Annotated in this window: 23 protein-coding genes; 13 read left to right on the top strand and 10 right to left on the bottom strand. The window is 60.7% G+C overall.

Features of this window, described 5'->3' with window-relative positions; genetic code table 11:
- Positions 1–131: 131 nt before the first annotated feature.
- Positions 132–1,172: a threonine aldolase family protein gene (locus PSH97_RS25810; RefSeq protein ID WP_305447186.1), complete on the bottom strand. Its 1,041-nt coding sequence runs from the start codon at positions 1,170–1,172 to the stop codon at positions 132–134.
- 131 nt (positions 1,173–1,303) lie between these two features.
- Here PSH97_RS25810 and PSH97_RS25805 point away from each other — a divergent pair, with 131 nt between their 5' ends.
- From PSH97_RS25805 to PSH97_RS25765, 9 genes are all read left to right on the top strand, one after another.
- The gene (locus tag PSH97_RS25805) at positions 1,304–2,020 is read left to right on the top strand and encodes a TraX family protein (protein WP_305447185.1); all 717 of its coding nucleotides are present in this window, start codon (positions 1,304–1,306) and stop codon (positions 2,018–2,020) included.
- Positions 2,021–2,339: 319 nt separating this feature from the next.
- Positions 2,340–3,593: a serine hydroxymethyltransferase gene (gene glyA, locus PSH97_RS25800; RefSeq protein WP_305447184.1), complete on the top strand. Its 1,254-nt coding sequence runs from the start codon at positions 2,340–2,342 to the stop codon at positions 3,591–3,593.
- A gap of 23 nt (positions 3,594–3,616) precedes the next feature.
- Positions 3,617–4,867, top strand: a complete 1,251-nt coding sequence (locus PSH97_RS25795) for a sarcosine oxidase subunit beta (RefSeq protein ID WP_007980419.1) — start codon at positions 3,617–3,619, stop codon at positions 4,865–4,867.
- Between the two features lie 14 nt (positions 4,868–4,881).
- Positions 4,882–5,211, top strand: a complete 330-nt coding sequence (locus tag PSH97_RS25790; RefSeq protein WP_008008142.1) for a sarcosine oxidase subunit delta — start codon at positions 4,882–4,884, stop codon at positions 5,209–5,211.
- Positions 5,208–8,225 (top strand): sarcosine oxidase subunit alpha, encoded by a 3,018-nt coding sequence (locus PSH97_RS25785; RefSeq protein WP_305447183.1) that lies wholly within the window; start codon positions 5,208–5,210, stop codon positions 8,223–8,225. The genes PSH97_RS25790 and PSH97_RS25785 overlap by 4 nt, the downstream gene beginning before the upstream one ends.
- Before the next feature lie 129 nt (positions 8,226–8,354).
- On the top strand, positions 8,355–8,987 hold the full coding sequence (locus PSH97_RS25780; protein WP_305447182.1) for a sarcosine oxidase subunit gamma: 633 nt from the start codon (positions 8,355–8,357) through the stop codon (positions 8,985–8,987).
- A gap of 151 nt (positions 8,988–9,138) precedes the next feature.
- On the top strand, positions 9,139–9,996 hold the full coding sequence (gene purU / locus PSH97_RS25775; protein WP_095633662.1) for a formyltetrahydrofolate deformylase: 858 nt from the start codon (positions 9,139–9,141) through the stop codon (positions 9,994–9,996).
- 135 nt (positions 9,997–10,131) lie between these two features.
- Positions 10,132–11,331 (top strand): formaldehyde dehydrogenase, glutathione-independent, encoded by a 1,200-nt coding sequence (fdhA, locus tag PSH97_RS25770; RefSeq protein WP_305424815.1) that lies wholly within the window; start codon positions 10,132–10,134, stop codon positions 11,329–11,331.
- 242 nt (positions 11,332–11,573) lie between these two features.
- A complete protein-coding gene (locus PSH97_RS25765; RefSeq protein ID WP_305447181.1) occupies positions 11,574–12,191 on the top strand; it encodes a DUF2780 domain-containing protein in 618 nt (205 codons plus the stop codon).
- Position 12,192: 1 nt separating this feature from the next.
- On the opposite strand, the gene PSH97_RS25760 is transcribed toward PSH97_RS25765, so the two are convergent.
- Positions 12,193–13,077 (bottom strand): acyltransferase, encoded by an 885-nt coding sequence (locus tag PSH97_RS25760; RefSeq protein WP_305447180.1) that lies wholly within the window; start codon positions 13,075–13,077, stop codon positions 12,193–12,195.
- A 269-nt stretch (positions 13,078–13,346) separates the two neighbouring features.
- Between PSH97_RS25760 and rloA2 the strand changes: the two genes are divergently transcribed.
- The 4 genes from rloA2 (at position 13,347) to creD (ending at position 17,474) form a co-directional block, all read left to right on the top strand.
- Positions 13,347–13,853: a retropepsin-like aspartic peptidase RloA2 gene (gene rloA2, locus PSH97_RS25755; protein WP_305424818.1), complete on the top strand. Its 507-nt coding sequence runs from the start codon at positions 13,347–13,349 to the stop codon at positions 13,851–13,853.
- A 59-nt stretch (positions 13,854–13,912) separates the two neighbouring features.
- Positions 13,913–14,593: a two-component system response regulator CreB gene (gene creB, locus PSH97_RS25750; protein WP_305447179.1), complete on the top strand. Its 681-nt coding sequence runs from the start codon at positions 13,913–13,915 to the stop codon at positions 14,591–14,593.
- On the top strand, positions 14,593–16,020 hold the full coding sequence (gene creC / locus PSH97_RS25745) for a two-component system sensor histidine kinase CreC (RefSeq protein WP_305447178.1): 1,428 nt from the start codon (positions 14,593–14,595) through the stop codon (positions 16,018–16,020). Before creB ends, creC begins: the two co-directional genes overlap by 1 nt.
- An 83-nt stretch (positions 16,021–16,103) precedes the next feature.
- Positions 16,104–17,474: a cell envelope integrity protein CreD gene (gene creD / locus PSH97_RS25740; RefSeq protein WP_305447176.1), complete on the top strand. Its 1,371-nt coding sequence runs from the start codon at positions 16,104–16,106 to the stop codon at positions 17,472–17,474.
- A gap of 210 nt (positions 17,475–17,684) precedes the next feature.
- Here the strand turns inward: creD and PSH97_RS25735 are convergent, their stop codons facing one another.
- The 8 genes from PSH97_RS25735 to PSH97_RS25700 form a co-directional block, all read right to left on the bottom strand.
- Positions 17,685–18,314, bottom strand: coding sequence for a glutathione S-transferase (locus PSH97_RS25735; RefSeq protein ID WP_305447175.1), 630 nt, complete (start codon positions 18,312–18,314; stop codon positions 17,685–17,687).
- Positions 18,315–18,383: 69 nt separating this feature from the next.
- Entirely contained in the window at positions 18,384–18,563 is a 180-nt protein-coding gene (locus PSH97_RS25730) for a hypothetical protein (RefSeq protein WP_305447174.1), read from the bottom strand.
- Positions 18,560–19,690 (bottom strand): PepSY-associated TM helix domain-containing protein, encoded by a 1,131-nt coding sequence (locus PSH97_RS25725; RefSeq protein WP_305447173.1) that lies wholly within the window; start codon positions 19,688–19,690, stop codon positions 18,560–18,562. The genes PSH97_RS25730 and PSH97_RS25725 overlap by 4 nt, the downstream gene beginning before the upstream one ends.
- A gap of 72 nt (positions 19,691–19,762) precedes the next feature.
- Positions 19,763–22,192, bottom strand: a complete 2,430-nt coding sequence (locus PSH97_RS25720; RefSeq protein ID WP_305447172.1) for a TonB-dependent siderophore receptor — start codon at positions 22,190–22,192, stop codon at positions 19,763–19,765.
- Between the two features lie 232 nt (positions 22,193–22,424).
- Positions 22,425–23,396: a FecR domain-containing protein gene (locus PSH97_RS25715; protein ID WP_305447171.1), complete on the bottom strand. Its 972-nt coding sequence runs from the start codon at positions 23,394–23,396 to the stop codon at positions 22,425–22,427.
- Positions 23,393–23,911 carry an RNA polymerase sigma factor gene (locus PSH97_RS25710; protein WP_030129959.1) on the bottom strand — a complete coding sequence of 173 codons (519 nt, stop codon included), beginning with the start codon at positions 23,909–23,911 and terminating at the stop codon, positions 23,393–23,395. Before PSH97_RS25710 ends, PSH97_RS25715 begins: the two co-directional genes overlap by 4 nt.
- A gap of 248 nt (positions 23,912–24,159) precedes the next feature.
- Positions 24,160–24,867: a 3'-5' exonuclease gene (locus PSH97_RS25705; protein WP_305447170.1), complete on the bottom strand. Its 708-nt coding sequence runs from the start codon at positions 24,865–24,867 to the stop codon at positions 24,160–24,162.
- Complete coding sequence (locus PSH97_RS25700) at positions 24,864–26,804, bottom strand: putative nucleotidyltransferase substrate binding domain-containing protein (protein ID WP_305447169.1); 1,941 nt, start codon at positions 26,802–26,804, stop codon at positions 24,864–24,866. Before PSH97_RS25700 ends, PSH97_RS25705 begins: the two co-directional genes overlap by 4 nt.
- Positions 26,805–26,957: the final 153 nt, after the last annotated feature.

The raw sequence follows: 26,957 nt of genomic DNA, 5'->3' as shown, positions 1-26,957 counted from the left end.
GTGGGAATGCAGCCCGTGACGCTCTGCGTCACAACGGTGTTGGACATTGCGTCAGCGGTGAGGCAGGAACGCGGAGCGTCCCGAGAGGCATTCCCACGCAGAGCGTGGGAATGATCAGCCTGGTGGGGGCATCAGGCTGCCATGACTTCGCGAATATCCGCCGCCAGTTCCTGCACGCGTTCTTCTTCGGTGTCCCACGAGCACATGAATCGCGCGCCGCCGTTGCCGATGAAGGTGTAGAAGCGCCAGCCCTTGGCGGTCAGAGCGGCAATGGCCGGTTCCGACAGTTGCAGGAATACGCCGTTGGCTTGTACCGGGAACATCAGTTCCACGCCCGGAATGTCGCTCACCAGTTCGGCCAGCAGCTGCGCGCAGTGGTTGGCGTGGCGGGCGTATTTGAGCCAGGCGTCGTTTTCCAGAATCCCGACCCACGGCGCCGAGAGGAAGCGCATCTTCGAGGCCAATTGCCCGGCCTGCTTGCAACGGTAATCGAAGTCTTCAGCCAGTTTGTGGTTGAAGAACAGAATCGCTTCGCCCACCGCCATGCCGTTTTTCGTGCCGCCGAAGCACAAGACATCGACGCCGGCCTTCCAGGTCAGGTCCGCTGGTGAGCAGCCAAGGAATGCGCAAGCATTGGAGAAACGTGCGCCGTCCATGTGCAGGTTCAGGCCCAGTTCTTTGCAGGTGGCGCTGATGGCGCGGATTTCTTCCGGGGTGTAGACGCTACCGACTTCGGTGGCCTGGGTCAGGGTCACGACGCGCGGTTTCGGGTAGTGGATGTCCTGGCGCTTGAGGGCGATTTCTCGGATCGATTCCGGCGTCAGCTTGCCGTTTTCGGTGCGGGCGATGAGCAGCTTGGAGCCGTTGGAAAAAAACTCTGGCGCGCCGCATTCGTCGGTTTCGACGTGGGCGGTTTCCGAGCAGATCACGCTGTGGTAACTCTGGCACAGTGACGACAGAGCCAACGAGTTGGCCGCGGTGCCGTTGAAGGCGAAGAACACTTCGCAGTCGGTTTCGAACAGTTTGCGGAATTGATCCGCTGCGCGTGCGGTCCACTCATCGTCGCCATAAGCGCGCTGGTGGCCGTGGTTGGCCTGTTCCATGGCAGCCCAGGCTTCAGGGCAAATACCGGAATAGTTGTCGCTGGCGAATTGTTGGCTCTTGTCGGTCATGGCCGGCTTCCGTAATCGAGGCGCTTATGGTGAAGAGCTTCGTGGTCAATGATGGTGCGCACTTTACCGAAGATCGTCCGGGGAGCACACGGGATGTTGCTGTCAGAAAAATACACGGTTGACGGGCAATTATGCACATGACGCAACGGGATGGGGCGCTGGATCTGCTCAAGTGGCTGGCGCTGCTGAGCATGGTGCTCGATCACCTGCGATATGTCGGTTATTCCGTCGATCTGCTGTACGTGCCGGGCAGGTTGGCGTTCCCGTGGTTCTGTCTGGCGATGGCGGCGAACCTGTCGCGAGTTCGTGCAGTAACCACCGATGGCAGGTGGCGTTATCTCAGTTGGCTGTTGCTGTTTAGCGCTGCAAGCGAAATTCCCTACCGAATGTACATTCCTGATCCCAATACCTTAAACGTGTTGCCCACGTTGATTCTGGGGCTGTTGGTCGCGCTTGGCTGGCAGAACCGGATGCTTCAATCGCGACTATTGGCGGCCGGTGCACTTTTGCTGGCAGCACTGTTCCCTGAGCGACTGATGTTCGGGTTCTTCGGCGTGCTGTTGCCGCTGGCGATGTTGCTGGTGATCAGGCGTCCCTGGTATTTCAGCCTGCTGCCGGGATTGGTCTGCCTGGCGGCCAATCAGTGGCAAGTGCTGTATTACGCCGCACGACTTCATAGCAGTGCAGCCCTATTCGGCATCGCCGCTTGTCTGATTGCGCCATTGTTGGGGTTGTTGCTTTTGCGACACGCCCAAGGCATCCAGCCGCCGCCGATGCGGCGCTGGGCTTACGCCCTCTATCCCGCGCATTTCCTCGTGCTTCTGGCCTTGCGCCAACTCATTGCCTGACCCCTGACCTTCTACAGGGGCGAGGGGCGCGTAAAACCCTGTGGGCGCGGGCTTGCCCGCGATGGCGGCATCACATCCAGCATTGATGTCGGCTGACCCACCGCTATCGCGGGCAAGCCGCTCCCACAGGGGATCCTTTCTGATTTGAAGATTGTGTCCAGTCAGGCTTTTCGGCCCATGTCGTAAACGCACCTTTGCGTGGCGTCCATAGGCATTTGACCTGTCTGCGCCGGTCATACCATCGCATCCAAAGGGCACTGCCGTAACGCCAGTGCCTTACCGAGACGAATGGCGCATAGATGCCGCTGGGAGAGACGCGATGTTCAGCAAGCAAGACCAGATCCAGGGTTACGACGATGCACTGCTGGCGGCGATGAATGCCGAGGAGCAACGCCAGGAAGATCACATCGAGCTGATCGCGTCAGAGAACTACACCAGCAAACGCGTCATGCAAGCGCAAGGCAGTGGCCTGACCAACAAATACGCCGAAGGCTATCCGGGCAAGCGCTATTACGGTGGTTGCGAGCACGTCGACAAGGTCGAAGCGCTGGCCATCGAACGCGCCAAGCAACTGTTCGGCGCCGACTACGCCAACGTCCAGCCGCACTCCGGCTCCTCTGCCAACAGCGCCGTTTACCTGGCTCTGCTGCAGGCCGGCGACACCATCCTCGGCATGAGCCTGGCCCACGGTGGTCACCTGACCCACGGCGCCAAGGTGTCGTCCTCGGGCAAGCTGTACAACGCCGTGCAGTACGGCATTGACACCAAAACCGGGCTGATCGACTACGACGAAGTCGAGCGTCTGGCTGTCGAATGCAAGCCGAAGATGATCGTTGCCGGGTTCTCGGCCTACTCCAAGACCCTCGACTTCCCGCGTTTCCGTCAGATCGCCGACAAGGTTGGAGCGCTGCTGTTCGTCGACATGGCTCACGTCGCCGGTCTGGTCGCTGCGGGCCTGTACCCGAATCCGCTGCCGTACGCTGATGTGGTCACCACCACCACTCACAAGACCCTGCGCGGTCCTCGTGGCGGCCTGATCCTGTGCAAGTCCAACGAAGAAATCGAGAAGAAGCTCAACGCGGCAGTGTTCCCGGGTGCCCAGGGCGGCCCGCTGATGCACGTGATCGCCGGTAAGGCGGTGTGCTTCAAGGAAGCGCTGGAGCCTGGCTTCAAGGCTTACCAGCAACAAGTGATCGACAACGCCCAGGCCATGGCCGGCGTATTTATCAAACGCGGCTACGATGTAGTGTCCGGCGGCACCGATAACCACCTGTTCCTGGTCAGCCTGATCCGTCAGGGCCTCACCGGCAAAGAGGCGGATGCAGCACTCGGTCGCGCCCACATCACCGTGAACAAGAACGCTGTCCCGAATGATCCACAGTCGCCGTTCGTGACCTCCGGCCTGCGTATCGGCACCCCGGCGGTGACCACTCGCGGCTTCAAGGTGGCCCAGTGCGTTGAACTGGCCGGCTGGATCTGCGACATCCTCGACAACCTCGGCGACGCCGATGTCGAGGCCAATGTCGCGCAGCACGTGGCAGCCCTGTGCGCGGACTTCCCGGTTTATCGCTGAGCGCGGTTTTGGAGTAAATGACTATGCAACGCTATTCGGGCTTCGGCCTCTTCAAACACTCCCTCAGCCACCATGAAAACTGGCAGCGCATGTGGCGCACACCGACCCCGAAAAAGGTCTATGACGTGGTCATCGTCGGCGGTGGCGGGCATGGTCTGGCGACCGCCTACTACCTGGCCAAGGAACACGGCATCACCAACGTGGCCGTGGTCGAGAAAGGCTGGCTGGGCGGCGGTAACACCGCGCGCAACACCACCATCGTTCGCTCCAACTACCTGTGGGACGAGTCGGCGCACCTGTACGAACACGCGATGAAATTGTGGGAAGGCCTGTCTCAGGACCTGAACTACAACGTGATGTTCTCCCAGCGCGGCGTCTACAACCTGTGCCACACGCTTCAGGACATTCGTGATTCCGAGCGTCGGGTCAGCGCCAACCGCCTCAACGGCGTGGACGGCGAACTGCTCGATGCCAAACAGGTAGCCGACGAGATTCCGTACCTCGACTGCTCCAAGAACACTCGCTACCCGGTGATGGGCGCCACCGTCCAGCGTCGCGGCGGCGTGGCCCGTCACGATGCCGTGGCCTGGGGCTTTGCCCGTGCCGCCGACGCCTTGGGCGTGGACCTGATTCAACAGACCGAAGTGATCGGCTTCCGCAAGGAAAACGGCGTGTGCATCGGTGTTGAAACCAACAAAGGCTTCATCGGCGCCAAGCGCGTCGGTGTGGTGACTGCCGGTAACTCCGGGCACATGGCCAAACTCGCCGGTTTCCGTCTGCCGATCGAATCGCACCCGCTGCAAGCGCTGGTATCCGAGCCGATCAAGCCGATTATCGACAGCGTGATCATGTCCAACGCCGTACACGGTTACATCAGCCAGTCCGACAAGGGCGACCTGGTGATCGGCGCCGGTATCGACGGCTACAACGGCTACGGCCAGCGTGGTTCGTACCCGGTGATCGAGCACACCATTCAGGCCATCGTCGAGATGTTCCCGGTGCTGTCCCGCGTCCGCATGAACCGTCAGTGGGGCGGCATCGTCGACACCACGCCGGATGCCTGCCCGATCATTTCGAAAACGCCGGTACCGAACATGTTCTTCAACTGCGGTTGGGGCACCGGTGGCTTCAAGGCAACACCTGGCTCGGGCAACGTGTTTGCCGCGAGCCTGGCCAAGGGTGAAATGCACCCATTGGCTGCACCTTTCTCCATCGACCGTTTCCACAACGGTGCGTTGATCGACGAACACGGCGCTGCTGCGGTTGCCCACTAACAGGAGAAATCCCCATGTTGCATATCTTCTGTCCTCACTGCGGCGAACTGCGCTCCGAAGAGGAATTCCATGCATCCGGCCAGGCGCACATCCCGCGCCCACTGGATCCGAACAGCTGCACCGACGAGGAGTGGGGCGACTACATGTTCTTCCGCGACAACCCTCGCGGTCTGCACCACGAACTGTGGGATCACGTCGCCGGTTGCCGTCAGTACTTCAACGTCACCCGTGACACCGTGACCTACGAGATTCTCGAAACCTACAAGATCGGCGCCAAGCCGCAGTTCACCGACAAGACCGACAGCCCGAAAGCGGCCGCCACGGCTCTGGGAGAGAAGGTATGAGCCAGATCAATCGCCTGTCCAACGGCGGACGCATCGACCGCAACAAAGTGCTGAGCTTCACCTTCAACGGCCAGGTCTACAAAGGCTTTGAAGGTGACTCCCTGGCCGCCGCCTTGCTGGCCAACGGTGTCGACATCATCGGCCGCAGCTTCAAGTATTCGCGCCCTCGCGGCATCTTCGCCGCCGGTGCCGAAGAGCCGAACGCTGTGCTGCAGATCGGTGCGACCGAAGCCACGCAAATCCCGAACGTGCGTGCCACGCAACAAGCGCTGTATCAAGGCCTGGTCGCCACCAGCACCAACGGCTGGCCGAGCGTGAACAACGACATGATGGGGATTCTCGGCAAGGTCGGCGGCAAGCTGATGCCGCCGGGCTTCTACTACAAAACCTTCATGTACCCGCAATCGTTCTGGATGACCTACGAGAAGTACATTCGTAAGGCCGCCGGCCTTGGCCGCTCGCCGACCGAGAACGATCCGGACACCTACGACTACATGAACCAGCACTGCGACGTGCTGATCGTCGGCGCTGGCCCTGCGGGTCTGGCGGCTGCACTGGCGGCTGCGCGTAGTGGTGCGCGTGTGATCCTGGCCGATGAGCAGGAAGAGTTCGGCGGCAGCCTGCTCGATTCCCGCGAAAGCCTCGACGGCAAACCCGCTACCGAATGGGTCGCCAGCGTCATCGCCGAGCTGAAAAACACCCCGGACGTGCTGCTGTTGCCGCGCGCCACGGTCAACGGTTACCACGACCATAACTTCCTGACCATTCACGAGCGCCTCACCGATCACCTCGGCGACCGCGCCCCGATCGGCCAGGTGCGTCAGCGCATCCACCGGGTTCGCGCCAAGCGTGTGGTGCTGGCGACCGGCGCTCACGAGCGTCCACTGGTTTATGGCAACAACGACGTGCCGGGCAACATGCTCGCCGGCGCTGTGTCGACTTACGTGCGCCGTTACGGCGTGGCACCGGGCAAAAAGCTCGTGCTGTCGACCAACAACGATCACGCTTATCGCGTAGCACTGGATTGGCTCGACGCCAGCCTGCAAGTGGTGGCCATCGCTGACGCCCGCAGCAACCCTCGCGGTGCGCTGGTGGAAGAAGCACGCGCCAAAGGCATCCGCATCCTGACCGGCAGCGCCGTGATCGAGGCTCGTGGCAGCAAGCACGTGACCGCCGCTCGCGTTGCCGCGATCGATGTCAAAGCACACACCGTGACCAGCCCGGGCGAATGGCTCGATTGCGACCTGGTCGCCAGTTCCGGCGGTTACAGCCCGGTGGTTCACCTGGCGTCGCACTTGGGCGGCAAGCCGATCTGGCGTGAAGACATCCTCGGTTTCGTACCGGGCGAAGCACCGCAGAAACGCGTGTGCGTCGGTGGCATCAACGGCGTTTATGGCCTCGGCGATTCGCTGGCCGACGGTTTTGAAGGCGGTGCTCGCGCCGCCAGCGAAGCCGGCTTCGGCAAGGTCGAAGGCGTTCTGCCCAAAGCCCTGAGCCGACTGGAAGAACCAACGTTGGCGCTGTTCCAAGTGCCTCACGAAAAAGCCACTGCCCGTGCGCCGAAGCAATTCGTCGACCTGCAAAACGACGTCACCGCTGCCGCCATCGAACTGGCGACCCGCGAAGGCTTCGAGTCGGTCGAGCACGTCAAGCGCTACACCGCATTGGGCTTCGGCACCGATCAGGGCAAGCTTGGCAACGTCAACGGCCTGGCCATCGCCGCCCGTTCGCTGAACGTGACCATCCCGCAGATGGGCACCACCATGTTCCGTCCGAACTACACGCCGGTAACCTTCGGCGCCGTAGCCGGTCGTCACTGTGGGCACATCTTTGAACCGGTTCGTTTCACCGCGCTGCATCACTGGCACGTGAAGAACGGCGCCGAGTTTGAAGACGTCGGTCAGTGGAAGCGTCCATGGTACTTCCCGAAAAACGGTGAAGACCTGCATGCCGCCGTCAAACGCGAATGCAAAGCCGTGCGCGACAGCGTCGGCCTGCTGGACGCTTCGACCCTGGGCAAGATCGACATCCAGGGCCCGGACTCCCGCGAGTTCCTCAACCGCATCTACACCAACGCCTGGACCAAGCTCGACGTGGGCAAGGCCCGTTACGGCCTGATGTGCAAAGAAGACGGCATGGTGTTCGACGACGGCGTGACGGCATGCCTGGCCGACAACCATTTCGTGATGACCACCACCACCGGCGGCGCTGCACGCGTGCTGCAATGGCTGGAAATCTACCACCAGACCGAATGGCCAGACCTGAAGGTGTATTTCACTTCCGTGACGGATCACTGGGCAACCATGACCCTGTCCGGGCCGAACAGCCGCAAGCTGCTCAGCGAAGTCACCGACGCCGACCTGAGCAACGAAGCCTTCCCGTTCATGACCTGGAAAGAAGCCCTGGTCGGTGGTGTGCCGGCGCGGATATTCCGGATTTCGTTTACCGGTGAGCTGTCGTACGAAGTCAACGTGCAGGCCGACTACGCCATGGGCGTGCTCGAGAAAATCGTCGAGGCCGGCAAGAAGTACAACCTGACGCCGTACGGCACCGAAACCATGCACGTACTGCGGGCGGAGAAGGGCTTCATCATCGTTGGCCAGGACACTGACAGCTCGATGACCCCGGACGACCTGAACATGGGCTGGTGTGTCGGTCGCACCAAACCGTTCTCGTGGATCGGCTGGCGTGGCATGAACCGCGAAGACTGCGTGCGTGATCAGCGTAAACAGCTGGTTGGCCTGAAGCCGATCGATCCGACCAAATGGCTGCCGGAAGGTGCGCAACTGGTGTTCAACACCAAGCAAACCATCCCGATGACCATGGTCGGCCACGTGACCTCCAGCTACCTGCACAACTCCCTGGGCTATTCGTTTGCCATGGGCGTGGTGAAGGGCGGCCTGAAGCGCATGGGTGAGCGGGTGTTCGCACCGCTGGCCGACGGCAGCGTGATCGAGGCGGAAATCGTTTCTTCGGTGTTCTTCGATCCGAAGGGCGAGCGCCAGAACGTGTAAGTCGATCGTTCCCACGCTCTGCGTGGGAATGCATCCCGGGACGCTCAGCGTCCCAAGAGCGGACGCAGAGCGTCCATGGCGGCATTCCCACGCAGAGCGTGGGAACGATCAACAAAAGAAAGGTGCTTTATGACCGCAGCCAATGTTTACCAACAACGCCCAACCACCGGGGCCAAGGCCGAGTCGTCGCTGCATCACGCCGACCTCGCCAGCCTGGTGGGCAAGGGTCGCAAAAACGCCGGCGTGATCGTGCGTGAGAAAAAACTCCTCGGTCACCTGACCATCCGTGGCGATGGCCACGACGCGGCGTTCGCCGCTGGCGTGCACAAAGCCCTTGGCATCGAATTGCCGGGTGCGCTGACCGTTATCGTCAAAGGCGAAACCAGCCTGCAATGGATGGGGCCGGATGAATGGCTGCTGATCGTGCCGACCGGTGAAGAATTCGCCGCCGAGAAAAAACTGCGTGAAGCACTGGGCGACCTGCACATCCAGATCGTCAACGTCAGCGGTGGCCAGCAGATCCTCGAACTCAGCGGCCCGAACGTACGTCAGGTGCTGATGAAATCCACCAGCTACGACGTGCACCCCAACAACTTCCCGGTGGGCAAGGCGGTGGGCACGGTGTTCGCCAAGTCGCAACTGGTGATCCGCCATACCGCCGAAGACACCTGGGAACTGCTGATTCGCCGCAGCTTCTCGGATTACTGGTGGTTGTGGTTGCAGGATGCGTCGGCCGAGTACGGCTTGAGCGTCCAAGCGTAATGATCGTTCCCACGCTCTGCTGATCGTTCCCACGCTCCGCGTGGGAATGCATCCCGGGACGCTCCGCGTCCCTTTAACAGCCGGACGCAGAGCGTCCATGGCGGCGTTCCCACGCAGAGCGTGGGAACGATCAGATAGGAGTCACCGCATTATGAGCCGCGCCCCAGACACATGGATTCTGACCGCCGACTGCCCCAGCGTCCTCGGCACCGTGGATGCGGTGACCCGCTTTCTGTTCGAGCAGGGCTGCTACGTCACCGAGCACCATTCCTTCGATGACCGGCTCTCGGGCCGTTTCTTCATTCGCGTGGAATTTCGTCAGCCCGATGGCTTCGACGAACAAGCCTTTCGCGCCGGTTTGGCGGAGCGTGGTGACGCCTTCGGGATGGTCTTCGAACTGACCCCGCCGCACCACCGGCCAAAAGTGGTGATCATGGTCTCCAAGGCCGATCACTGCCTCAATGATTTGCTCTACCGCCAGCGCATCGGCCAGTTGTCGATGGACGTGGTCGCCGTGGTCTCCAACCACCCGGACCTCAAACCGTTGGCCGACTGGCACCAGATTCCGTACTACCATTTTCCGCTGGACCCGAACGACAAGCCGTCGCAGGAGCGTCAGGTCTGGCAGGTGATCGAAGAGGCCGGCGCTGAACTGGTGATTCTTGCGCGTTACATGCAGGTTCTGTCGCCAGAGCTGTGCCGCAAACTCGACGGCAAGGCGATCAACATTCATCACTCCCTGCTGCCGGGTTTCAAGGGTGCCAAACCGTATCACCAGGCCTACAACAAGGGCGTGAAACTGGTCGGCGCCACGGCGCACTACATCAACAACGACCTGGACGAAGGCCCGATCATCGCCCAGGGCGTGGAGGCTGTGGATCACAGTCATTACCCGGAAGATCTGATCGCCAAAGGGCGGGATATCGAAGGGCTGACGTTGGCACGGGCTGTTGGCTATCACATTGAACGACGCGTGTTTTTGAACGCCAATCGCACGGTCGTTCTTTAGATCGCCATCTCAAGCCTGCTCGCGATGGCGGCATAACAAACAACACAAGAGACACAGGCAATAACCCGAGCAATCAACGCGCCGCCGATCCATGGCGACGCGACCGCTACATAAAAACAACAGCGAGGTGAAAGCATGTCTGGTAATCGTGGTGTGGTGTATCTCGGCGCTGGCAAGGTCGAAGTACAGAAAATCGACTATCCCAAAATGCAGGACCCGCGCGGCAGGAAGATCGAGCACGGTGTCATCCTGCGCGTAGTTTCCACCAACATCTGTGGTTCCGATCAGCACATGGTGCGCGGTCGTACCACCGCTCAGACCGGTCTGGTGCTGGGCCACGAGATCACGGGTGAAGTGATCGAGAAGGGCAGCGGTGTCGAGAACCTGCAGATCGGCGACTTGGTGTCGGTACCTTTCAACGTTGCCTGTGGCCGTTGCCGTTCGTGCAAAGAGCAACATACTGGCGTCTGCTTGAGCGTTAACCCGGCGCGTCCGGGCGGTGCCTATGGTTATGTCGACATGGGTGACTGGACCGGTGGCCAGGCCGAATACGCGTTTGTGCCGTATGCCGACTTCAACCTGCTGAAACTCCCGGATCGCGATCGCGCGATGGAAAAAATCCGTGACCTGACCTGTCTCTCCGACATCCTGCCCACCGGTTACCACGGCGCAGTGACTGCCGGCGTTGGCCCTGGCAGCACCGTGTACGTCGCCGGTGCCGGCCCGGTTGGCCTGGCAGCTGCCGCTTCCGCTCGCCTGCTGGGCGCTGCGGTGGTGATCATTGGTGACGTCAACCCGATCCGCCTGGCCCATGCCAAGGCACAGGGTTTCGAAATCGCCGACCTGTCGACAGACACCCCGCTGCACGAACAAATCGCTGCACTGTTGGGCGAACCGGAAGTGGACTGCGCCGTCGATGCCGTAGGCTTCGAAGCTCGCGGTCACGGCCATGCCGGCGTGAAGCACGAGGCTCCGGCCACCGTACTCAACTCGCTGATGGGCGTGGTCCGCGTTGCCGGCAAAATCGGTATTCCTGGCCTGTACGTCACCGAAGATCCGGGTGCAGTGGACGCTGCCGCGAAAATGGGCAGCCTGAGCATTCGCTTCGGCCTGGGCTGGGCCAAGTCCCACAGCTTCCACACCGGCCAGACGCCAGTGATGAAGTACAACCGCCAATTGATGCAGGCGATCATGTGGGATCGCATCAAGATTGCCGACATCGTGGGTGTGGAAGTCATCAGCCTGGATGACGCGCCACGCGGTTACGGCGAGTTCGATGCGGGCGTGCCGAAGAAGTTTGTGATCGATCCGCACAAGATGTTCAGCGCGGCGTAAGGCTTGGAGCAAGACGGAAAAAAGGGCGACAGTGATGTCGCCCTTTTTTATGGCCAGTGGGAAGGCGCAGCCGGTTCGGTCATACCGTTCATCGGTTGCGTCCCAGGGAGCACGTTTCATAGAGGCCATCTGGGGAAAAATGCCCATGCAGACGAGGAACATGCTGGCGTACATCCGGTCCAATCGGCAGTTTTGCCGCTCCCGTTACCGGGCGGTTTTTCATGGCACAAGAGGATGTCTGGATGAACGTTTCACGCGGTTTTGCACTGGCATCGCTCATGGCTGTCGCTTCGTTGACGACGCTGGCCGCCAGCCCGGCCTTTGCACAGTTCAGCCTCATCGATGCGGCCAAGGCGGTGTCGGCGATGCAGGGTGAGGAGGGCAACGAGAGCGATGATGCCGATGGCGTCGTGGCGGCGGCGCCCAAGGCGGCCGGGTTGCTCAATACCTTGGGCTCGCAGCTCGACGTTACCCCGGAACAAGCCATCGGCGGTGCCGGTGCGATGCTGGGGCTGGCGAGGAATCAGCTCAGTGGCCAGGATTTCTCCGAACTGAGCAAAAACGTACCGGGCCTCGCTCAGATCGCCGGCAATAGCGCCATCGGCGGCCTGAACGGATTGGGTGGGTTGCTTGGCGCCGGTTCGGACAAGAATGCGTTGCTCGATGGCTTGCTGGGCAACGTCAAGGACACCAACGACCTGAACAATGCCTTCAGTGCTCTGGGCATGGATACCGGAATGATCGGCATGTTTGCCCCAGTGATCCTGCAATACCTCGGTCAGCAAGGCGTCGCCGGTTCGTTGCTGCAGAATCTTGGCGGAATCTGGGGCACCGGCACCGGCACTGGCATTGGCAGCTGAGTCAGTTTTCGGCGCGTAGTGCCTTGATGCGCCGATCCTTTTCGATCCAGAGCTGGTTGACCCAGTTCTGGACCGTTTCGCGAAACGCCGGATCATTTTCGTAATCGCCTTGCCACAGCGCCGGGTCCAGTACGCGGGTCTGGATGTCGATGATCACCCTCGGTACGTTGCCGCTGATCAAATCCCAGAACCCTGGAATCTTCTGCTGTGGATACACCACTGTCACATCGAGAACGGCATCCAGCTGTTCGCCCATCGCCGCCAGCACAAAAGCCACGCCACCAGCCTTGGGCTTGAGCAGATGGGTGAACGGTGACTGCTGCTGGGCACTTTTCGCCGAGGTGTACCGGGTACCTTCCAGATAATTGACCACCGTCACTGGCTGACGCTTGTACAGTTCGCAGGCTTGTTTGGTGATCTCCAGGTCCTTGCCGGCCAGCTCCGGGTTCTTCGCCAGAAACGCCTTGGTATAGCGCTTCATGAACGGATAGTCCAACGCCCACCAAGCCAGGCCCAGGAACGGCACCCAGATCAGTTCTTTCTTGAGGAAGAATTTGAAAAACGGCGTGCGCCGGTTAAGTGCCTGGATCAGTGCCGGAATATCGACCCACGATTGATGGTTACCGATCACCAGATACGAGGTGTCGCGGCGCAAATCATCGCCGCCGCGAATATCCCATTGGGTGGGAATGCACAGCCGGAAGATCAGTTTGTCGATTTCGGCCCAGGTTTCGGCAATCCACATCACCGTCCAGGAGGCGTAATCGCGAAAGCGCCCGGGCAGGAGCAGCTTCAGCAGGGCGAACACCATCAAAGGCCCGAACAGCACCAGGGTGTTGAGCAACAGCAGCAGGGTAACGAAACAGCCGGTGAGCAGGCGGCGCATAAGTAACTCTTGAAAGCGTTTGGGCGCGCCATGATAAGCAGCTTCAGGTGGCAGGCCAAATCGCCTATGACGAATGTTTCACCTTTTGACCGTTAACCTCGTTGTACCGATCGTTCCCACGCTCTGCGTGGGAATGCAGCCCGGGACGCTCCGCGTCCCCAAAGCGTGACGCAGAGCGTCACATGAGGCATTCCCAAGCGGAGCATGGGAACGATCATCCACACAACGGTCTAAAATCCCGCAGCCCACTCTCCAAGGAAGCCCCTTACGTGAAATCTCTCCTTGCACTGCTTACCCTCGTTGCCCTGCCGGTCCTGGCCGCCGAGCCGACCCTGTACGGGCGTTACGAATACATCGCGTTGCCGGAAATCGGCGGCGAAGTCCTCAAGGCCAAAATGGACACCGGCGCCCTGACCGCGTCGCTGTCGGCCAAAGACATCGAAACCTTCACCCGTGACGGCGACGAGTGGGTGCGTTTCCGCCTCGCCACCAAAGGGGCGAGCAACAAGGTCTACGAGCACAAGGTCGCGCGGATCAGCAAGATCAAGACCCGCTCCGAAGAAGACGACGATGACAAGGAAGCGATCGAACCCACCAAGCGGCCAGTGGTTGATCTGGAACTGTGCCTGGGCAACGTCAAGCGCACCGTCGAGGTCAACCTCACCGATCGCAGCAGCTTCAATTACCCGCTGCTGATCGGCGCCAAAGCACTGCGTGAATTCGGTGCGGCAGTGAACCCGGCACGGCGTTTTACGGCAGACAAACCCGACTGCTGATTGACGGCGAATCAGCCTTGGGGCACCGTTCGCCCACTTAACTAGCGGGCTCGGACGCCATGCCTCATATCCTGATTGTCGAAGACGAAGCGGCGATTGCCGACACCCTGATTTTCGCCTTGCAGGGCGAGGGCTTCACCACCACCTGGTTGAGCCTTGGCGCGGCGGCGCTTGAGCATCAGCGCTCCACGCCCGCCGACCTGATCATTCTCGATATCGGCTTGCCGGACATCAGCGGCTTCGAAACCTGCAAGCAATTGCGGCGTTTCAGCGAAGTGCCGGTGATTTTCCTCAGCGCCCGTGATGCAGAGATCGACCGCGTGGTGGGCCTGGAGATCGGTGCCGATGATTACGTGGTCAAACCGTTCAGCCCTCGGGAAGTGGCGGCGCGGGTCCGGGCGATTCTCAAGCGCATGGCGCCACGACCGGCGGCGGAGACGGCGTCAGCGCTGTTTCGCATCGATAGCGAACGGGTGCAGATCAGCTATCGCAACCAGCCCCTGAGCCTCACCCGCCATGAGTTTCGTTTGCTGCAATGCCTGCTGGAACAACCGGAGCGAGTCTTCAGCCGCGAGCAATTGCTCGATGCGCTAGGGGTGGCCGCCGATGCCGGTTACGAGCGCAGCATCGACAGCCACATCAAGAGCGTGCGCGCCAAATTGCGTCTGGTGAAGGTCGACGCCGAGCCGATCCAGACTCATCGCGGCCTTGGCTACAGCTACAGCCCGGGGCACAGCTGATGCCACTGGGGATCCGGATTTTTCTGGTCTACGTGCTATTCATCGGCCTGACCGGCTACTTCGTGCTCAACACCGTAATGGAAGAAATCCGCCCCGGCGTGCGCCAGTCCACCGAAGAAACCCTGGTGGACACCGCCAACCTGATGGCCGAGATCCTGCGCGACGACTTCAAGGCCGGCACCCTCAGCCAGAACCGCTGGCCCGAGTTGCTCAAGGCGTACGGCGAACGGCAACCGAAGGCGAATATCTGGGGCCTGCCGAAGAATCAGGTCAACCACCGCATTTACGTCACCGATGCCAAGGGCATTGTGGTGCTGGATTCAAGCGGCGTCGCGGTGGGCCAGGACTACTCGCGCTGGAACGACGTCTACCTGACTTTGCGTGGTGAATACGGCGCTCGTTCAACCCGCAGCAACCCGGATGACACGAACTCATCTGTGATGCATGTCGGGGCGCCGATTCGCGACAACGGCCAGATCATCGGCGTGGTCACGGTGGCCAAACCCAACAGCTCGCTGCAGCCTTACGTTGATCGCACCGAACGGCGATTGCTGGTTTATGGCGCCGGGCTGATTGGCCTCGGTTTGTTGTTCGGTGCGCTGTTGTCCTGGTGGCTGAGCGCGGCGCTGCGGCGGTTGACGGCGTATGCCCAGGCAGTCAGCGAAGGTCGTCGGGTCGAGGTGCCGCATTATCGTGGCGGCGAGCTGGAGCAACTGGCCACGGCGGTGGAGCACATGCGCACCCAGCTCGAGGGCAAAGCCTACGTCGAGCGCTATGTACACACCCTCACCCATGAACTGAAAAGCCCGCTGGCGGCAATTCGTGGTGCGGCGGAGTTACTGCAAGGCGAAATGCCGCTGGCTCAGCAGCAGCGTTTCGTCAGCAACATCGACAGCGAAAGCGCGCGCATGCAGCAGTTGATTGAACGACTGTTGAACCTGGCGCAGGTGGAACAGCGCCAAGGGCTGGAAGAACGGGTGGCCGTGCCGTTGGCGGGTTTGGTCGATGAGCTGTTGAGCGCGCAGGCTGCGCGAATCGAAGGCAAGCAGTTGCGTGTGGAACTGCACATTGCAGCGGATCTGAACCTGCTCGGCGAGCCGTTTCTGTTGCGTCAGGCACTGGGCAATCTGCTGGAGAATGCGTTGGATTTCACCCCGGCTTGCGGTGTGCTGCGCTTGCGCGCCGAACGAGTCGGTGAGCAGATTGAGTTCAGTCTGTTCAACCAGGCCGAGGCAATTCCCGACTATGCATTGCCGCGCTTGAACGAGCGTTTCTACTCACTGCCGCGACCGGACAGTGGGCGTAAAAGTACGGGGTTGGGGCTTAACTTCGTTGAAGAGGTGGTCAAGTTGCATGGTGGTGCGATGAGTATCGGTAATGTTGACGACGGGGTTGAAGTGAGTCTGCGTTTGCCTTACGACCGTTAAAGATCCACACACTCTCCACATTTCCCCCATAAAACTCCCACACACCACCCCCAGACTTTCCCCATCCAAACAGGGAGAGTCCCATGAACCGTAGCCTGACCCTAAAACTCGGGGCGATTGCCCTTTTGATTCTGTTGCTGCTGATCCCGCTGCTGATGATCAATGGCGTGATCCAGGAGCGGCAACAACTGCGCGATGGTGTGCTCGAAGACATCGCCCGAAGTTCCAGCTATAGCCAGCAACTGAGCGGCCCGCTGATGGTGGTGCCCTATCGCAAAACGGTACGTACCTGGAAAACCAACGAAAAAACCAACCAGCGTTACCAGGACGTCGGCGAAGAGCGTGGTCGTTTGTATTTCCTGCCGGAGCGCTTCGAACTCGACGGCCAGGTCCAGACCGAACTGCGCGCCCGAGGTATCTACGAGGCGCGGCTGTTCCATGCCGATAACCGCATCAGCGGGCATTTCTCGGTCCCGGCGCAACTGGGCATCAAGGAAGACTTCGCTGATTACCGCTTCGATCAGCCGTTCCTGGCTGTCGGCATCAGCGACATTCGCGGCATCGAGAATGCCCTGAAACTCGAACTCAATGGGCAGAAGCTGGATTTTGTACCGGGCAGCCAAGTGGGCTGGCTGGGCGAGGGGGTGCATGTGACGCTGCCAGCGCTGGACACCCAACAGGCCACGGAACTGGCCTTCGGTTTCGACTTGCGTCTGCAAGGCACCGGCCAGTTGCAGATTCTCCCGGTGGGCAAGACCAGCAAGGTTTCACTGGCCGCCAACTGGCCTCATCCCAGCTTCATCGGCAACTACCTGCCGGCCCAGCGTGAAGTGTCTGATCAGGGATTCACGGCCAATTGGCAGACCTCGTTTTTCTCCACCAACCTGCAAGAGGCGTTGAACAGTTGCGTGTTTGGCGGCCAGTGCGAGGCGTTCAACGGTCGCAGCTTCGGCGTGAGTTTCATCGACCCGGTGGACCAGTACCTGAAAAGCGACCGGGCGATCAAATATGCGCTGCTGTTCATCGTTCTGACCTTCGCCGGTTTCTTCCTCTTCGAAGTGCTGAAAAGCCTGGCGGTACACCCGGTGCAATACGCGCTGGTCGGCGTGGCACTGGCGTTCTTCTACCTGTTGCTGTTGTCGCTGTCCGAACATATCGGTTTTGCCCTGGCGTATCTGCTGTCGGCGAGTGGCTGTGTGTTGTTGATCGGCTTCTATGTCTGCCATGTGCTGCGCAGCGTGCATCACGGGTTGAGTTTTTCGGCGGGGTTGGCGGCGTTGTATGGCCTGCTCTATGGCTTGCTGAGCGCCGAGGATTACGCGCTGTTGATGGGCTCGCTGCTGTTGTTCGGGCTGCTGGGTGTGTTCATGGTGCTGACCCGCAAGCTGGACTGGTACGGGATCGGGCAGAAAACCGCGAAACCTTTGGCCTTTGATACTGGAGCCGTGGAATGAGCCGGTCATTGGGGTTGCGCGAGGATCAGCGGGTGGGAGAGGTGTTGGCGACGCGGATTGCCGGGTTGTTTCCGTTGGATCCGATGTGGTGCCATCGCGAGCAGGCTCGCTCCCACAAAAGATCTCCAGTGAACACAAAAGTTGTGCACACCAAAGATTAAATGTGGGAGCGAGCCTGCTCGCGAAGAGGCCGGTACAGCCAGCGAATATCTAAACCTTGGGCATCGTCGCAATCATCGAAGGCCGCTGACTCACTTCGAAATACCACTGCGCCAGCTTCGGATTCTCTTTGCGCCATTCCAGATCCGGATGGCGCAGATCCAGGTAACCCAAGGCACAGGCCACACTGATCGCCGCCACATCGAAATGGCTGGTCAGCTCGGCAATCGCATCGGCCTCCAACAGCGCCAGGGCGCGACGAATCTTGTCGCGCTGACTGTCGAGCCAGGCGTCCCAATGTTTTTCCGGCGAGCGCAGGGCCACTTCATAGCGAATCATTACGGCGGCATCCATGATCCCGTCCGCCAGGGAAGCCAGGGTCAAGCGCCGCCAGCGCGCCGAGCCTTCACGGGGAATCAGCGGATTGCCGACGTGCTGGTGATCGAGATAGTCGAGAATCACCCGGCTGTCATAGATCACGTTGCCGTCGGCCAGGCGCAGGGCTGGAATTTTGCCTAGCGGGTTGTCTTTGTTGAGGGCCGGATCCGGGTTGACCGGCGTGAGCTGGCTGGCTTGCAGCGCCACGCGGTCCGTTTGACCGGTTTCGTGCAGCAGCACCATGACTTTGCGAACGAAGGGCGACGCGGGATTGTGGAACAAGGTCATGCTGGGGGCGGACATGTCGGCATCTCGATCATGGACAGTGTCGGGAGCATAGCGCTTTAGTGTTTAAGTGTGGGAGCGAGCCGTTCAGTGACGTTGCAGCAATCCGCGCAAGGCGAGGGCGGCAGGGATGCCCAGCCCGAGCCAACTCAATGCATCCCACACGCCATCGCCCAGCAATGCGGCAAACAGCCCGGCAGCGCTGAGCAGGGCAATGACAGTGGGCGTGGCGAAGACCTTCCAGAAATTCGACTGCCTCGGCCTCATGCTGGACTCTCCGCGTTTTCCAACACAGGTTTCGCGACCTTGCGCCGCACCACCCACAAATAAACTCCGCTGCCGAGCACAATGATGGTCAGCACATCGAGGGTCGCCCAGAGGATTTTCATCGGCATACCGCCGTAATCACCGAAGTGCAGCGGCTGCGACATGCCCATGGCGTCCATGTACCACGGCCGCTCGGCCACCGCCGTGACTTGCAGGGTGCTGGCGTCGATCAGCACTGGCGTCAGCAGGTGCGAAGTCAGTTGGGTGCTGCCTTTCATGAAGACGGCGTAATGGTGTTCGCTGGAAAACCGCGTGCCGGGGAAGGCGATGAAGTCGGGCTGCATGCCCGGCGCGACTTCTTTGGCGATGTCGAGCAGACGGGTCGCAGGCGCCAATTGAGTCAGCGGCGGCGCATCGCGGTAAGGCGCGATCATCGCGCTCAGGCTGTCGTTGCGCCACGCGGCGATCAGCAAGTCGGCGCAGGCACTGATCACACCGGTCACGCCGACCACCAGGGCCCAGGTCAGCGTTACCACGCCGATCAGGTTATGCAGGTCGAGCCAGCGCAGGCGGGTGGATTTGTCGTGGCGCACGGTGGCGAACTTCAAACGCCGCATGAACGGCAGGTACAGCACCGTTCCGGAAACAATCGCCAGCACAAACAGAATCCCCATGAACGCCAGCAGCAACTTGCCCGGCAGGCCGGCGAACATGTCCACGTGCAAGCGCAGCATGACCATCATCAGCCCGCCATTGGCCGACGGCATTTCCAGCGCTTCGCCGGTGCGAGCGTCGAGCATGAAGGTGTGGGACGAGTTCGGCTCGGTGCCGGCGGTGGGCGCCATGATGGCGATCACGCCGTTGGGGTCTTCGTCGTCGTAGCCGAAATACTGCATGACCTCACCGGGGCGATGCTTTTCAGCCGCCTGCACCAGCTGCTGCAAATTCAGCTGCGGGGTATCGGCCGGCATTGATTTCAACTCGGCGGTATCGCCCAGCAGATGGTCGATCTCGTGGTGGAAGATCAACGGCAGGCCGGTGAGGGCCAGCATCAGCAGGAATACCGCGCAGATCAGGCTGGTCCAGGTGTGAACGAATGACCAGCGGCGGATGGTTTTGCTTTTCATTTCATGGCCTTCAGAAAGACCAAAGCCGTCCTCGAAGGACGGCCTGGTCGTGGCGCGTGTCAGTTCAGGCGATTACCACTTGTACGTAGCACTGGCGACGACGCTGCGTTGGTCGCCGTAGTAGCAGTAGAAGCTGTCGCATGTGGAGATGTAGTCCTTGTCGAACAGGTTGGTGGCATTCAGTGCCAGCGACGCACCTTTCAGACTGTTATCCAGACGGCCCAAGTCGTAATGGACCGCCGCGTCGAACACCGTGTAGGCGTCAGCCTTGCCCAGCCAGGTGTTGCCCTGGTCGCCATAGGTATTGCCGGTGTAGCGTGCGCCGGCACCGATGCCGAAACCATCCAGCACACCGTTGTGCCAGGTGTAATCGGCCCACAGCGACGCTTGCTGGTTGGGCATCAATTGCAGGCGATTGCCCTTGAAGTCGCCCTTTTGCACTTCGGACTTGGCCAGGGTGTAGGCGGCGATGACTTTCAGGTTGTCGGTGACGTCGGAAACGGCTTCCAGCTCCAGTCCTTTGACCTTCACTTCGCCGGTCTGGCTGGTAATCGAGACGTTGTCCGAGTTGGTCGTGGTGACGGAGACGTTTTTCTGGGTCAGGTCATAGACCGCAGCCGTCAGCAGGGTGTTGCTGCCCGGCGGTTGGTACTTGATGCCCAGTTCCCACTGCTTGCCTTCAGTCGGCTTGAACGACTCGGTCGGCGATGCCGTGGCTTTGCTGGTCGGCTGGAACGACTCGGCGTAGGACAGGTAGGGCACGAAGCCCGAGTCGAACACATAGCTGATCGCTGCGTTGCCGCTGAATTTCTTGTCCCGTTCGGTGTTGGTGGCATCCCCCTTGTTGAAGAATTTGGTGCCCGTGTGGACCCAGTCCTCACGACCACCGAGCGTCAGACGCCATTGGTCGAGGGCCATTTGGTCCTGGATGTACAAGCCGGTCTGATAGGTCTTCTGGTCATAGTCATAGAACGCCGTCGAGCGTAATGGGCGAACGATTGGCTGGCCATAGATCGGGTTGTTGACGTTGGTGGTCAGACCGTCGCCGAAGATCGAGGTGTAGTTGCTGTTGGTACGCTGGTGATCAAGACCGATCAGCAGTGTGTGGCGGATGTCGCCGGTTGCAAAGTCACCCTGGAAGTTGTTGTCCACGGCGAACTGGCTGATGTCTTCGTCGACACTGGTGCTCGAGCGACCCACGTTGCCTTGGGCGTCGACCTGGGTGAACGGGTAAGCGCCCGGCGTGAGGGCCTGGAAGGACAGGTCCGATTTGGTGTACCGCAGGTTCTGCTTGAACTGCCAGACATCGTTCAAGCGATGTTCAAAGGCGTAGCCCAGCGCGTAGTAGGTGCGGTCGTAGTATTCCCAGTCGGGGTCACCGAGGTTTTTGTGATGGGAGATATTGCCGAGCGGCGAATGGATCTTCGTGCCTTGCACCGGCAGGAACTGGCTGGTGATGCCTGTATCGTCGCGGGTAAATTGCGTCAGCAGCGTGAACTTGGTGTCAGGGTCGATGTTCCAGGTCAGGCTCGGTGCAATGTTGTAGCGTTTGTTGTCGATGTGATCGACCTGTGTGCCGCTGTCGCGCAATACACCGCTCAGGCCATAGAGAAACCGGCCTTCGTCATCGATCTTGCCGGTGCTGGCGAAGCTGATTTGACGATGGTTGTCGCTGCCGTATTGCAGCTGGATTTCATTGCTCGACTCGGCGCTGGGACGGCGGCTGACCATGTCCAGCAAGCCGCCTGGCGGGGTCTGGCCGTAAACCGATGAGGCCGGGCCGCGCAGCAGAGCGAGGCGTTCGAGGTTCCAGGTTTCCTGTTTCGGGTTGGCGTACACGCCTTTTGGCAGTGGCAGGCCATCGAGGAATTGCGTCGGTTCGAAACCGCGCACGAGCAACCAGTCGGCGCGGGTGTCGCTGCCGTAGCTGCTGGCGACGATGCCTGGCATGTAGCGCACAGCGTCATCGAGGTTTTGCACACCGCGATCTTCCATTTGCTGGCGAGTGGCGACGGAAATCGAACGCGGCGCTTCGACCAGGGCGGTGTCGGTCTTGGTGCCAGCGGCGGTGCGCGTGGCAACGTAACCTTCGACCGGGCTCCAGGCTGTTTCCGCATTTTGCAGGCCAATGACGGCGGTTTCCGGCAACGCCATCACACCCTCGGGCACGGCCACCAGGCTGTAGGTGCCGGCGCTGCTCTGTTCCAGTTGCAGACCGGTGCCGCGCAAGGCTTCACGCAGGGCGCCGGTGGCGTTGAACTGACCGTTCACCGGGGCCGAGGTCTTGCCCGCCGCCAGCGATGGATTCAACGACAGCGCCAGACCGGCTTGGCTGGCAATCTGGTTCAGAGTGCTGGCCAATGGCGCAGCCGGCAGGTTGTAGGCGCGAACGCTGGACGCCTGTTCGGCGGCAATCAATGGGTTGCTGGCCAAGGGGGCGCAAAGGGCAATGGCGACCGCCAGCAAACGGGGGCGCAACACGGTGTCTAGCGAACGGGACATACAGCGGCTCCTGAATGGAAATATTTCTCAATTGCCTAGGTGCCGGACGAGAATTCAAAAGTGATAGGGCGAGATGAAAATAATTTCGATTCATCAATTGCGGTGAGGCAGATGGCCCCATCGCGGGCAAGCCACGCTCCCACAGGTTTTGTGTCAAGCGGGAATTCTGTGAACGACACAAAACCTGTGGGAGCGGGCTTGCCCGCGATGGCGTCGGGTCAGCAAAAAAATCTCAGGGCTTGGCGTCAGCCTTCGCGACCGTTACCCACCATGGCGTGTGCTGTTCGATCTGCACTGGCAGGGTCGGTAAAAGTGCACTCAGCGCCTTGTCGGTATCGTTCAAGGGGAAGCTGCCGGTGATGCGCAGGTCGGCGACTTCGGGGGTGACGCCAAGATGCCCACGACGATAGCGGCCGAGCTCCTGGACCAGATCTTCCAGCCGCGCGTTGTCCACCACCAGCATGCCGCGAGTCCAGGCATCGGCGCCGAGGTTGAGGGCAATGATCGGGCCCAGGCCATTGCTGCGCATCAGCACTTGCTGGCCTTCGCGCAGGATCTGTTCCTCGGGGCTCGATTCGGGATGGGCGGCTACCGCTGACTTCAATACGCTCAGGCGCGTGCCTTCGTCTTCACGCTTGACCAGGAACCTCGTTCCCAATGCACGCATGCTGCCTTCGCGGGTTTCGACAATAAACGGCCGGGCATCGCCATGGCCGGTTTCGACGAGGATTTCCCCTTCCTGAAGGACGATCAGTCGTTGCGTCTCATCGAAACGCACATCCACTGCGCTGTGGGTGTTGAGGTTGATCAACGTGCCGTCGGTCAGGCGTAGAGTGCGCTGCTCGCCGGTGGCGGTGCGCTGATCGGCCAGCCAATAGTCGATGGGCAGATAACGATCACCGGCGAACAGCGCCAGGCCGATCACCGTGACGATGCTGGCCAGACCGCTGCCTAGCTTGCGCACCCGTCGGCGGATGCTTTCGCGCGATTGCAGCAAGGCGGTGCGGGCCGGGCCGTTGGTGACGCTGAAACGCTGGTCGAGCATGCCCAACTGACGCCAGGCCCGAGCATGTTCTTCGTGGGCGGCGTGCCATTTGGCGAATTCTTCGCGCTCGACCGCATTGCCGGAATCCAGCGACAGTTGCCAGGCGATCGCGGCATCCAGCACTTGCGCCGACACGGGCTTGGAGTTCACCGGGCTCATACCGGCTCACCGTACAACGCGATGTAGCACTGGCGAATGCCCTGGGCCAGGTATTGGCGAACACGCGGCACTGATACACCCAGACGCTCGGCGATTTCTGCGTGGCCGAGGCCGTCGAGACGGTTATAGAGAAACGCCGCCCGGGCCTTGCTCGAGAGCTTGCCCAGCAGGTGGTCGATGGCTTTGAGGTCTTCGAGGATCAGTTGCTGTTCTTCTACCGACGGTTGTTCGCCTTCGGGAATCAGCATCAACTCGGTGAGGTAGGCCTGTTCCAGCGCGGCGCGGCGGAAGTAGTCGAACAGCAGACCCTTGGCGATCGCCACCAGAAATGCCCGGGGTTCGCGAGGCGCCTTTAGTTCGTCACGGCCCAGCAAGCGCACAAAGGTGTCCTGACTCAGGTCTTCGGCCCTTTGCGGGCAGGCCACATTGCGCCGCAGCCAAGCCAACAGCCAACTGCGATGGTCGCGATACAACGCACCAACGAGTTCACTCTGGGGGCTTTGGACTGACGACACGCAACATCACCGAATGGGAAGTGTTAAGTAACGAGAATTGTTCGCGATTGTGGCAGAGGCGGGGGAGGTAAGCAATTGGTGCTGGTCGGGTGGTTTTGGCGGGGGAATATCCAGTCGGACCGAGTTATCGTTCATCGCGGGCAAGCCACGCTCCCACAGGTTTTGCGTCGTCTGCCGATTTCGCAAACGACGCAAAAACTGTGGGAGCGTGGCTTGCCCGCGATGGGGCCCGAACAGTCACCGAAGATCTAGAACGAAGGCGCTTGCCGCCGCCGTTTCCACTGACTCAGCCGCTGCTGCAAATTCAACGGGCTATGAATCTGCTGCTGTCGCGCCCGGCTGAATAAAATCAGCACCAGCTCCGCCGTCGCCAAGGCATCGGCACTGGCGTTATGCCGTTCGAAGACCTCCAGCTTGAACCAATCGATCCACTCGTCCAGCCCGGCCTCGCGAAAATGCGCCTGCGGGCACAGCAGCGGCGCAATGTCTGCCACGTCCAGAAACGGATGCTGCAACTTGTAGCCCAGATGTTCTTTCAGTGCGCGCCCCAGCATGTGCTGGTCGAACGGCGCATGAAACGCCAGCACCGGACTGTCGCCGACGAATTCCATGAATTCGAGCAGGGCCTGCGCGGGGTCGCTGCCGGCAGCAATGGCGCTGGGGCCGAGACCATGAATCAACACGCTGGGGCCGAGTTTGAGTTCGCTGCATTGCAGCGTGCGTTCGAACTGCTGGCTGAAATCGATCGCCCCGTCCTCGATCACCACCGCGCCGATGGACAACAGCCGATCCTTGTTCAGGTTCAGCCCGGTGGTTTCCAGGTCGAGTACCACCCAGCGCTGTTCGCGCAGGCTGCAATCGCCCAGCTCGGCCACGGCAGGCAAGCGCTCCAGACGTTGTTGCAGTTCGCCGGGCAAAATGGGGCTGACCGGGCGTAGCCATGAAAACAGGCTCATAACTGATACCGCAGGCTCAGGCTGCTTTGCAGGCGTTGGGCCTGGCGCAGGGATTCACGCAGGATGCGTCGGTCCAGATGATTGAGGCTGTCAGGATCGACGCGGTTGGAGTAGGGCAAATTCTCCCGAGTCTGTAGCTGATGTTGCTGCATGCGGGTTTGCTGGATGAAGTGATACGCCTCTTCGTACGCCGCGCCGTCCAGCCGTTCGATGACCTCTTTGGCCACCAATTGACGAAAGCGCTCCAGGGTATTGTTGGTGTCGATGCCGTGGGCCAGAGCCAAAACGCGAGCGCCATCGACGAAAGGGGTCAAGCCTTGGAGTTTCAGATCGAGGGTGGCTTTCTCGCCATTCTTGCGAGCCAGCACGAATTCGCGGAAACGGCCCACGGGCGGGCGGTTGCGCAGGGCGTTCTCGGCCATCATCCGCTGGAACAAGCGGTTGTCGCCGACCTGATCGAGAATGCCCTGGCGCAGCTGCTCGCAGCCTCGCTCGTCGCCCCAGACCACGCGCAGGTCGAAATAGATGCTCGACCCCAGCAGGTTTTCCGGTGTCGCCTCGCGGATAAACGCCGCAAAACGTCGCGCCCATTCGGCCCGGGACAAACACAGCTCGGGATTGCCGGCCATGATGTTGCCTTTGCACAGGGTGAAGCCGCACAGCGCCAGGTTCTGATTGATCTGCTGGGCGATGGGCAGCAACTTGCCGCGAATCTCGGCGGCGTGGGCCGCGTCGCGGGCTTCGAACAGAATGCCGTTGTCCTGATCGGTGTGCAGTGTCTGCTCGCGGCGGCCTTCGCTGCCGAAACACAGCCAACTGAACGGCACGCCGGGGTCACCCTTCTCAGCGAGCACCAGTTCGATCACCCGGCACACGGTGTGGTCGTTGAGCAGGGTGATGATGTGGGTGATCTGGGTCGAGGACGCGCCGTGGGCCAGCATCCGTTCCACCAATTGGCCGATTTCGCCGCGCATCGCCACCAGGTTTTCCAGCTTGTGGGCACTGCGAATGGTCCGCGCCAGATGCACCAGATCGACCCTTTGCAGGGAAAACAGATCGCGTTCCGAGACCACGCCGCACAGGCGCTGGTCCTTGACCAGGCAGACGTGGGCGATGTGGCGCTCGGTCATGGCAATCGCGGCGTCGAAGGCGCTGTGGTCCGGCGTCAGGTAAAACGGCGCCCGGGTCATGTGCCCTTCGATGGCTTCATTGAAATCGCTGGTGCCGTTGGCCACCACATGTCGCAAGTCGCGCAGGGTGAAAATGCCCAGCGGCGCTTTTTGCTCATCGACCACCACAATGCTGCCGACTTGCTGATCGTGCATCAGCGTCACGGCTTCACGCAGGGGGGTGATCGGGCTGCAGGTCACCGGGTGACGCATCGCCAGTTCGCCCAGCCGGGTATTGAGCGAGTACTGGGTACCGAGGGTTTCCACGGCTTTTTGCTGGACTTGTTGATTGACCTGATCCAGCAAACTGCTGACACCGCGTAGGGCAAAGTCGCGAAACGGGCTGGAAAGTGCGAACAGCTTGATGAACGCCAGCTTATTCAGCTGTAGGCAAAAGGTATCTTCGGCCGCCAGATGTTCGGTGCGAGTCGCCCGTTCCCCCAGTAGCGCGGCGAGGGGGAAACACTCGCCGGTGGTGATTTCGAAGGTGGTTTCGGTCCCGCCCTTGGCAGTGTGCGGACGTTCGCCCACGACCCGGCCCTGTTTGACGATGTAGAAATGCTCAACCGGGCCATCGGCAGGCTTGATGATGCTCTCGCCGGGGGCATAAAAACGCAGCTGACATTGCTCGACCAGATAGGCCAAGTGGGCGTTTTCCATCTGATTGAACGGCGGGAAGCGCTGGAGGAATTGCAAAGTGCCCTGGATGTTCTGCAACACCGCGGTTTTCCCTGCCTGGGTGAAGGCGTCCGCTTTACTCATAACCATTACCGCAGTCTTTTTCTGATTGTTGTGTCGGATCGTTGTGTCAGATCGTTACAGGCATGGTCGGCCCCTGAAGGCAGGGTGCCCATTGGACGTAAGTCTAGGTAGGCAGTGCGGTGGCCGAAATATGGGAAATGTCTGACGCAACTGTGGGAA

Source organism: Pseudomonas cucumis (genome assembly GCF_030687935.1).
Classification (GTDB): Bacteria; Pseudomonadota; Gammaproteobacteria; order Pseudomonadales; family Pseudomonadaceae; genus Aquipseudomonas; species Aquipseudomonas cucumis.
The sequence above is the reverse complement of the archived record's forward strand: the minus strand, read 5'-3'. Positions and strand labels throughout refer to the sequence as shown.

Coding starts and splice junctions, on each gene's coding strand:
- PSH97_RS25805 (WP_305447185.1), top strand. CDS start 1,304: ATGCACATGACGCAACGGGATGGGGCGCTGGATCTGCTCAAGTGGCTG.
- PSH97_RS25700 (WP_305447169.1), bottom strand. CDS start 26,804: ATGGTTATGAGTAAAGCGGACGCCTTCACCCAGGCAGGGAAAACCGCG.
- creD (WP_305447176.1), top strand. CDS start 16,104: ATGAACCGTAGCCTGACCCTAAAACTCGGGGCGATTGCCCTTTTGATT.
- PSH97_RS25810 (WP_305447186.1), bottom strand. CDS start 1,172: ATGACCGACAAGAGCCAACAATTCGCCAGCGACAACTATTCCGGTATT.
- PSH97_RS25765 (WP_305447181.1), top strand. CDS start 11,574: ATGAACGTTTCACGCGGTTTTGCACTGGCATCGCTCATGGCTGTCGCT.
- creC (WP_305447178.1), top strand. CDS start 14,593: ATGCCACTGGGGATCCGGATTTTTCTGGTCTACGTGCTATTCATCGGC.
- PSH97_RS25735 (WP_305447175.1), bottom strand. CDS start 18,314: ATGTCCGCCCCCAGCATGACCTTGTTCCACAATCCCGCGTCGCCCTTC.
- PSH97_RS25785 (WP_305447183.1), top strand. CDS start 5,208: ATGAGCCAGATCAATCGCCTGTCCAACGGCGGACGCATCGACCGCAAC.
- PSH97_RS25760 (WP_305447180.1), bottom strand. CDS start 13,077: ATGCGCCGCCTGCTCACCGGCTGTTTCGTTACCCTGCTGCTGTTGCTC.
- PSH97_RS25795 (WP_007980419.1), top strand. CDS start 3,617: ATGCAACGCTATTCGGGCTTCGGCCTCTTCAAACACTCCCTCAGCCAC.
- fdhA (WP_305424815.1), top strand. CDS start 10,132: ATGTCTGGTAATCGTGGTGTGGTGTATCTCGGCGCTGGCAAGGTCGAA.
- creB (WP_305447179.1), top strand. CDS start 13,913: ATGCCTCATATCCTGATTGTCGAAGACGAAGCGGCGATTGCCGACACC.
- PSH97_RS25780 (WP_305447182.1), top strand. CDS start 8,355: ATGACCGCAGCCAATGTTTACCAACAACGCCCAACCACCGGGGCCAAG.
- PSH97_RS25705 (WP_305447170.1), bottom strand. CDS start 24,867: ATGAGCCTGTTTTCATGGCTACGCCCGGTCAGCCCCATTTTGCCCGGC.
- PSH97_RS25730 (WP_305447174.1), bottom strand. CDS start 18,563: ATGAGGCCGAGGCAGTCGAATTTCTGGAAGGTCTTCGCCACGCCCACT.
- PSH97_RS25725 (WP_305447173.1), bottom strand. CDS start 19,690: ATGAAAAGCAAAACCATCCGCCGCTGGTCATTCGTTCACACCTGGACC.
- PSH97_RS25720 (WP_305447172.1), bottom strand. CDS start 22,192: ATGTCCCGTTCGCTAGACACCGTGTTGCGCCCCCGTTTGCTGGCGGTC.
- PSH97_RS25790 (WP_008008142.1), top strand. CDS start 4,882: ATGTTGCATATCTTCTGTCCTCACTGCGGCGAACTGCGCTCCGAAGAG.
- PSH97_RS25715 (WP_305447171.1), bottom strand. CDS start 23,396: ATGAGCCCGGTGAACTCCAAGCCCGTGTCGGCGCAAGTGCTGGATGCC.
- purU (WP_095633662.1), top strand. CDS start 9,139: ATGAGCCGCGCCCCAGACACATGGATTCTGACCGCCGACTGCCCCAGC.
- glyA (WP_305447184.1), top strand. CDS start 2,340: ATGTTCAGCAAGCAAGACCAGATCCAGGGTTACGACGATGCACTGCTG.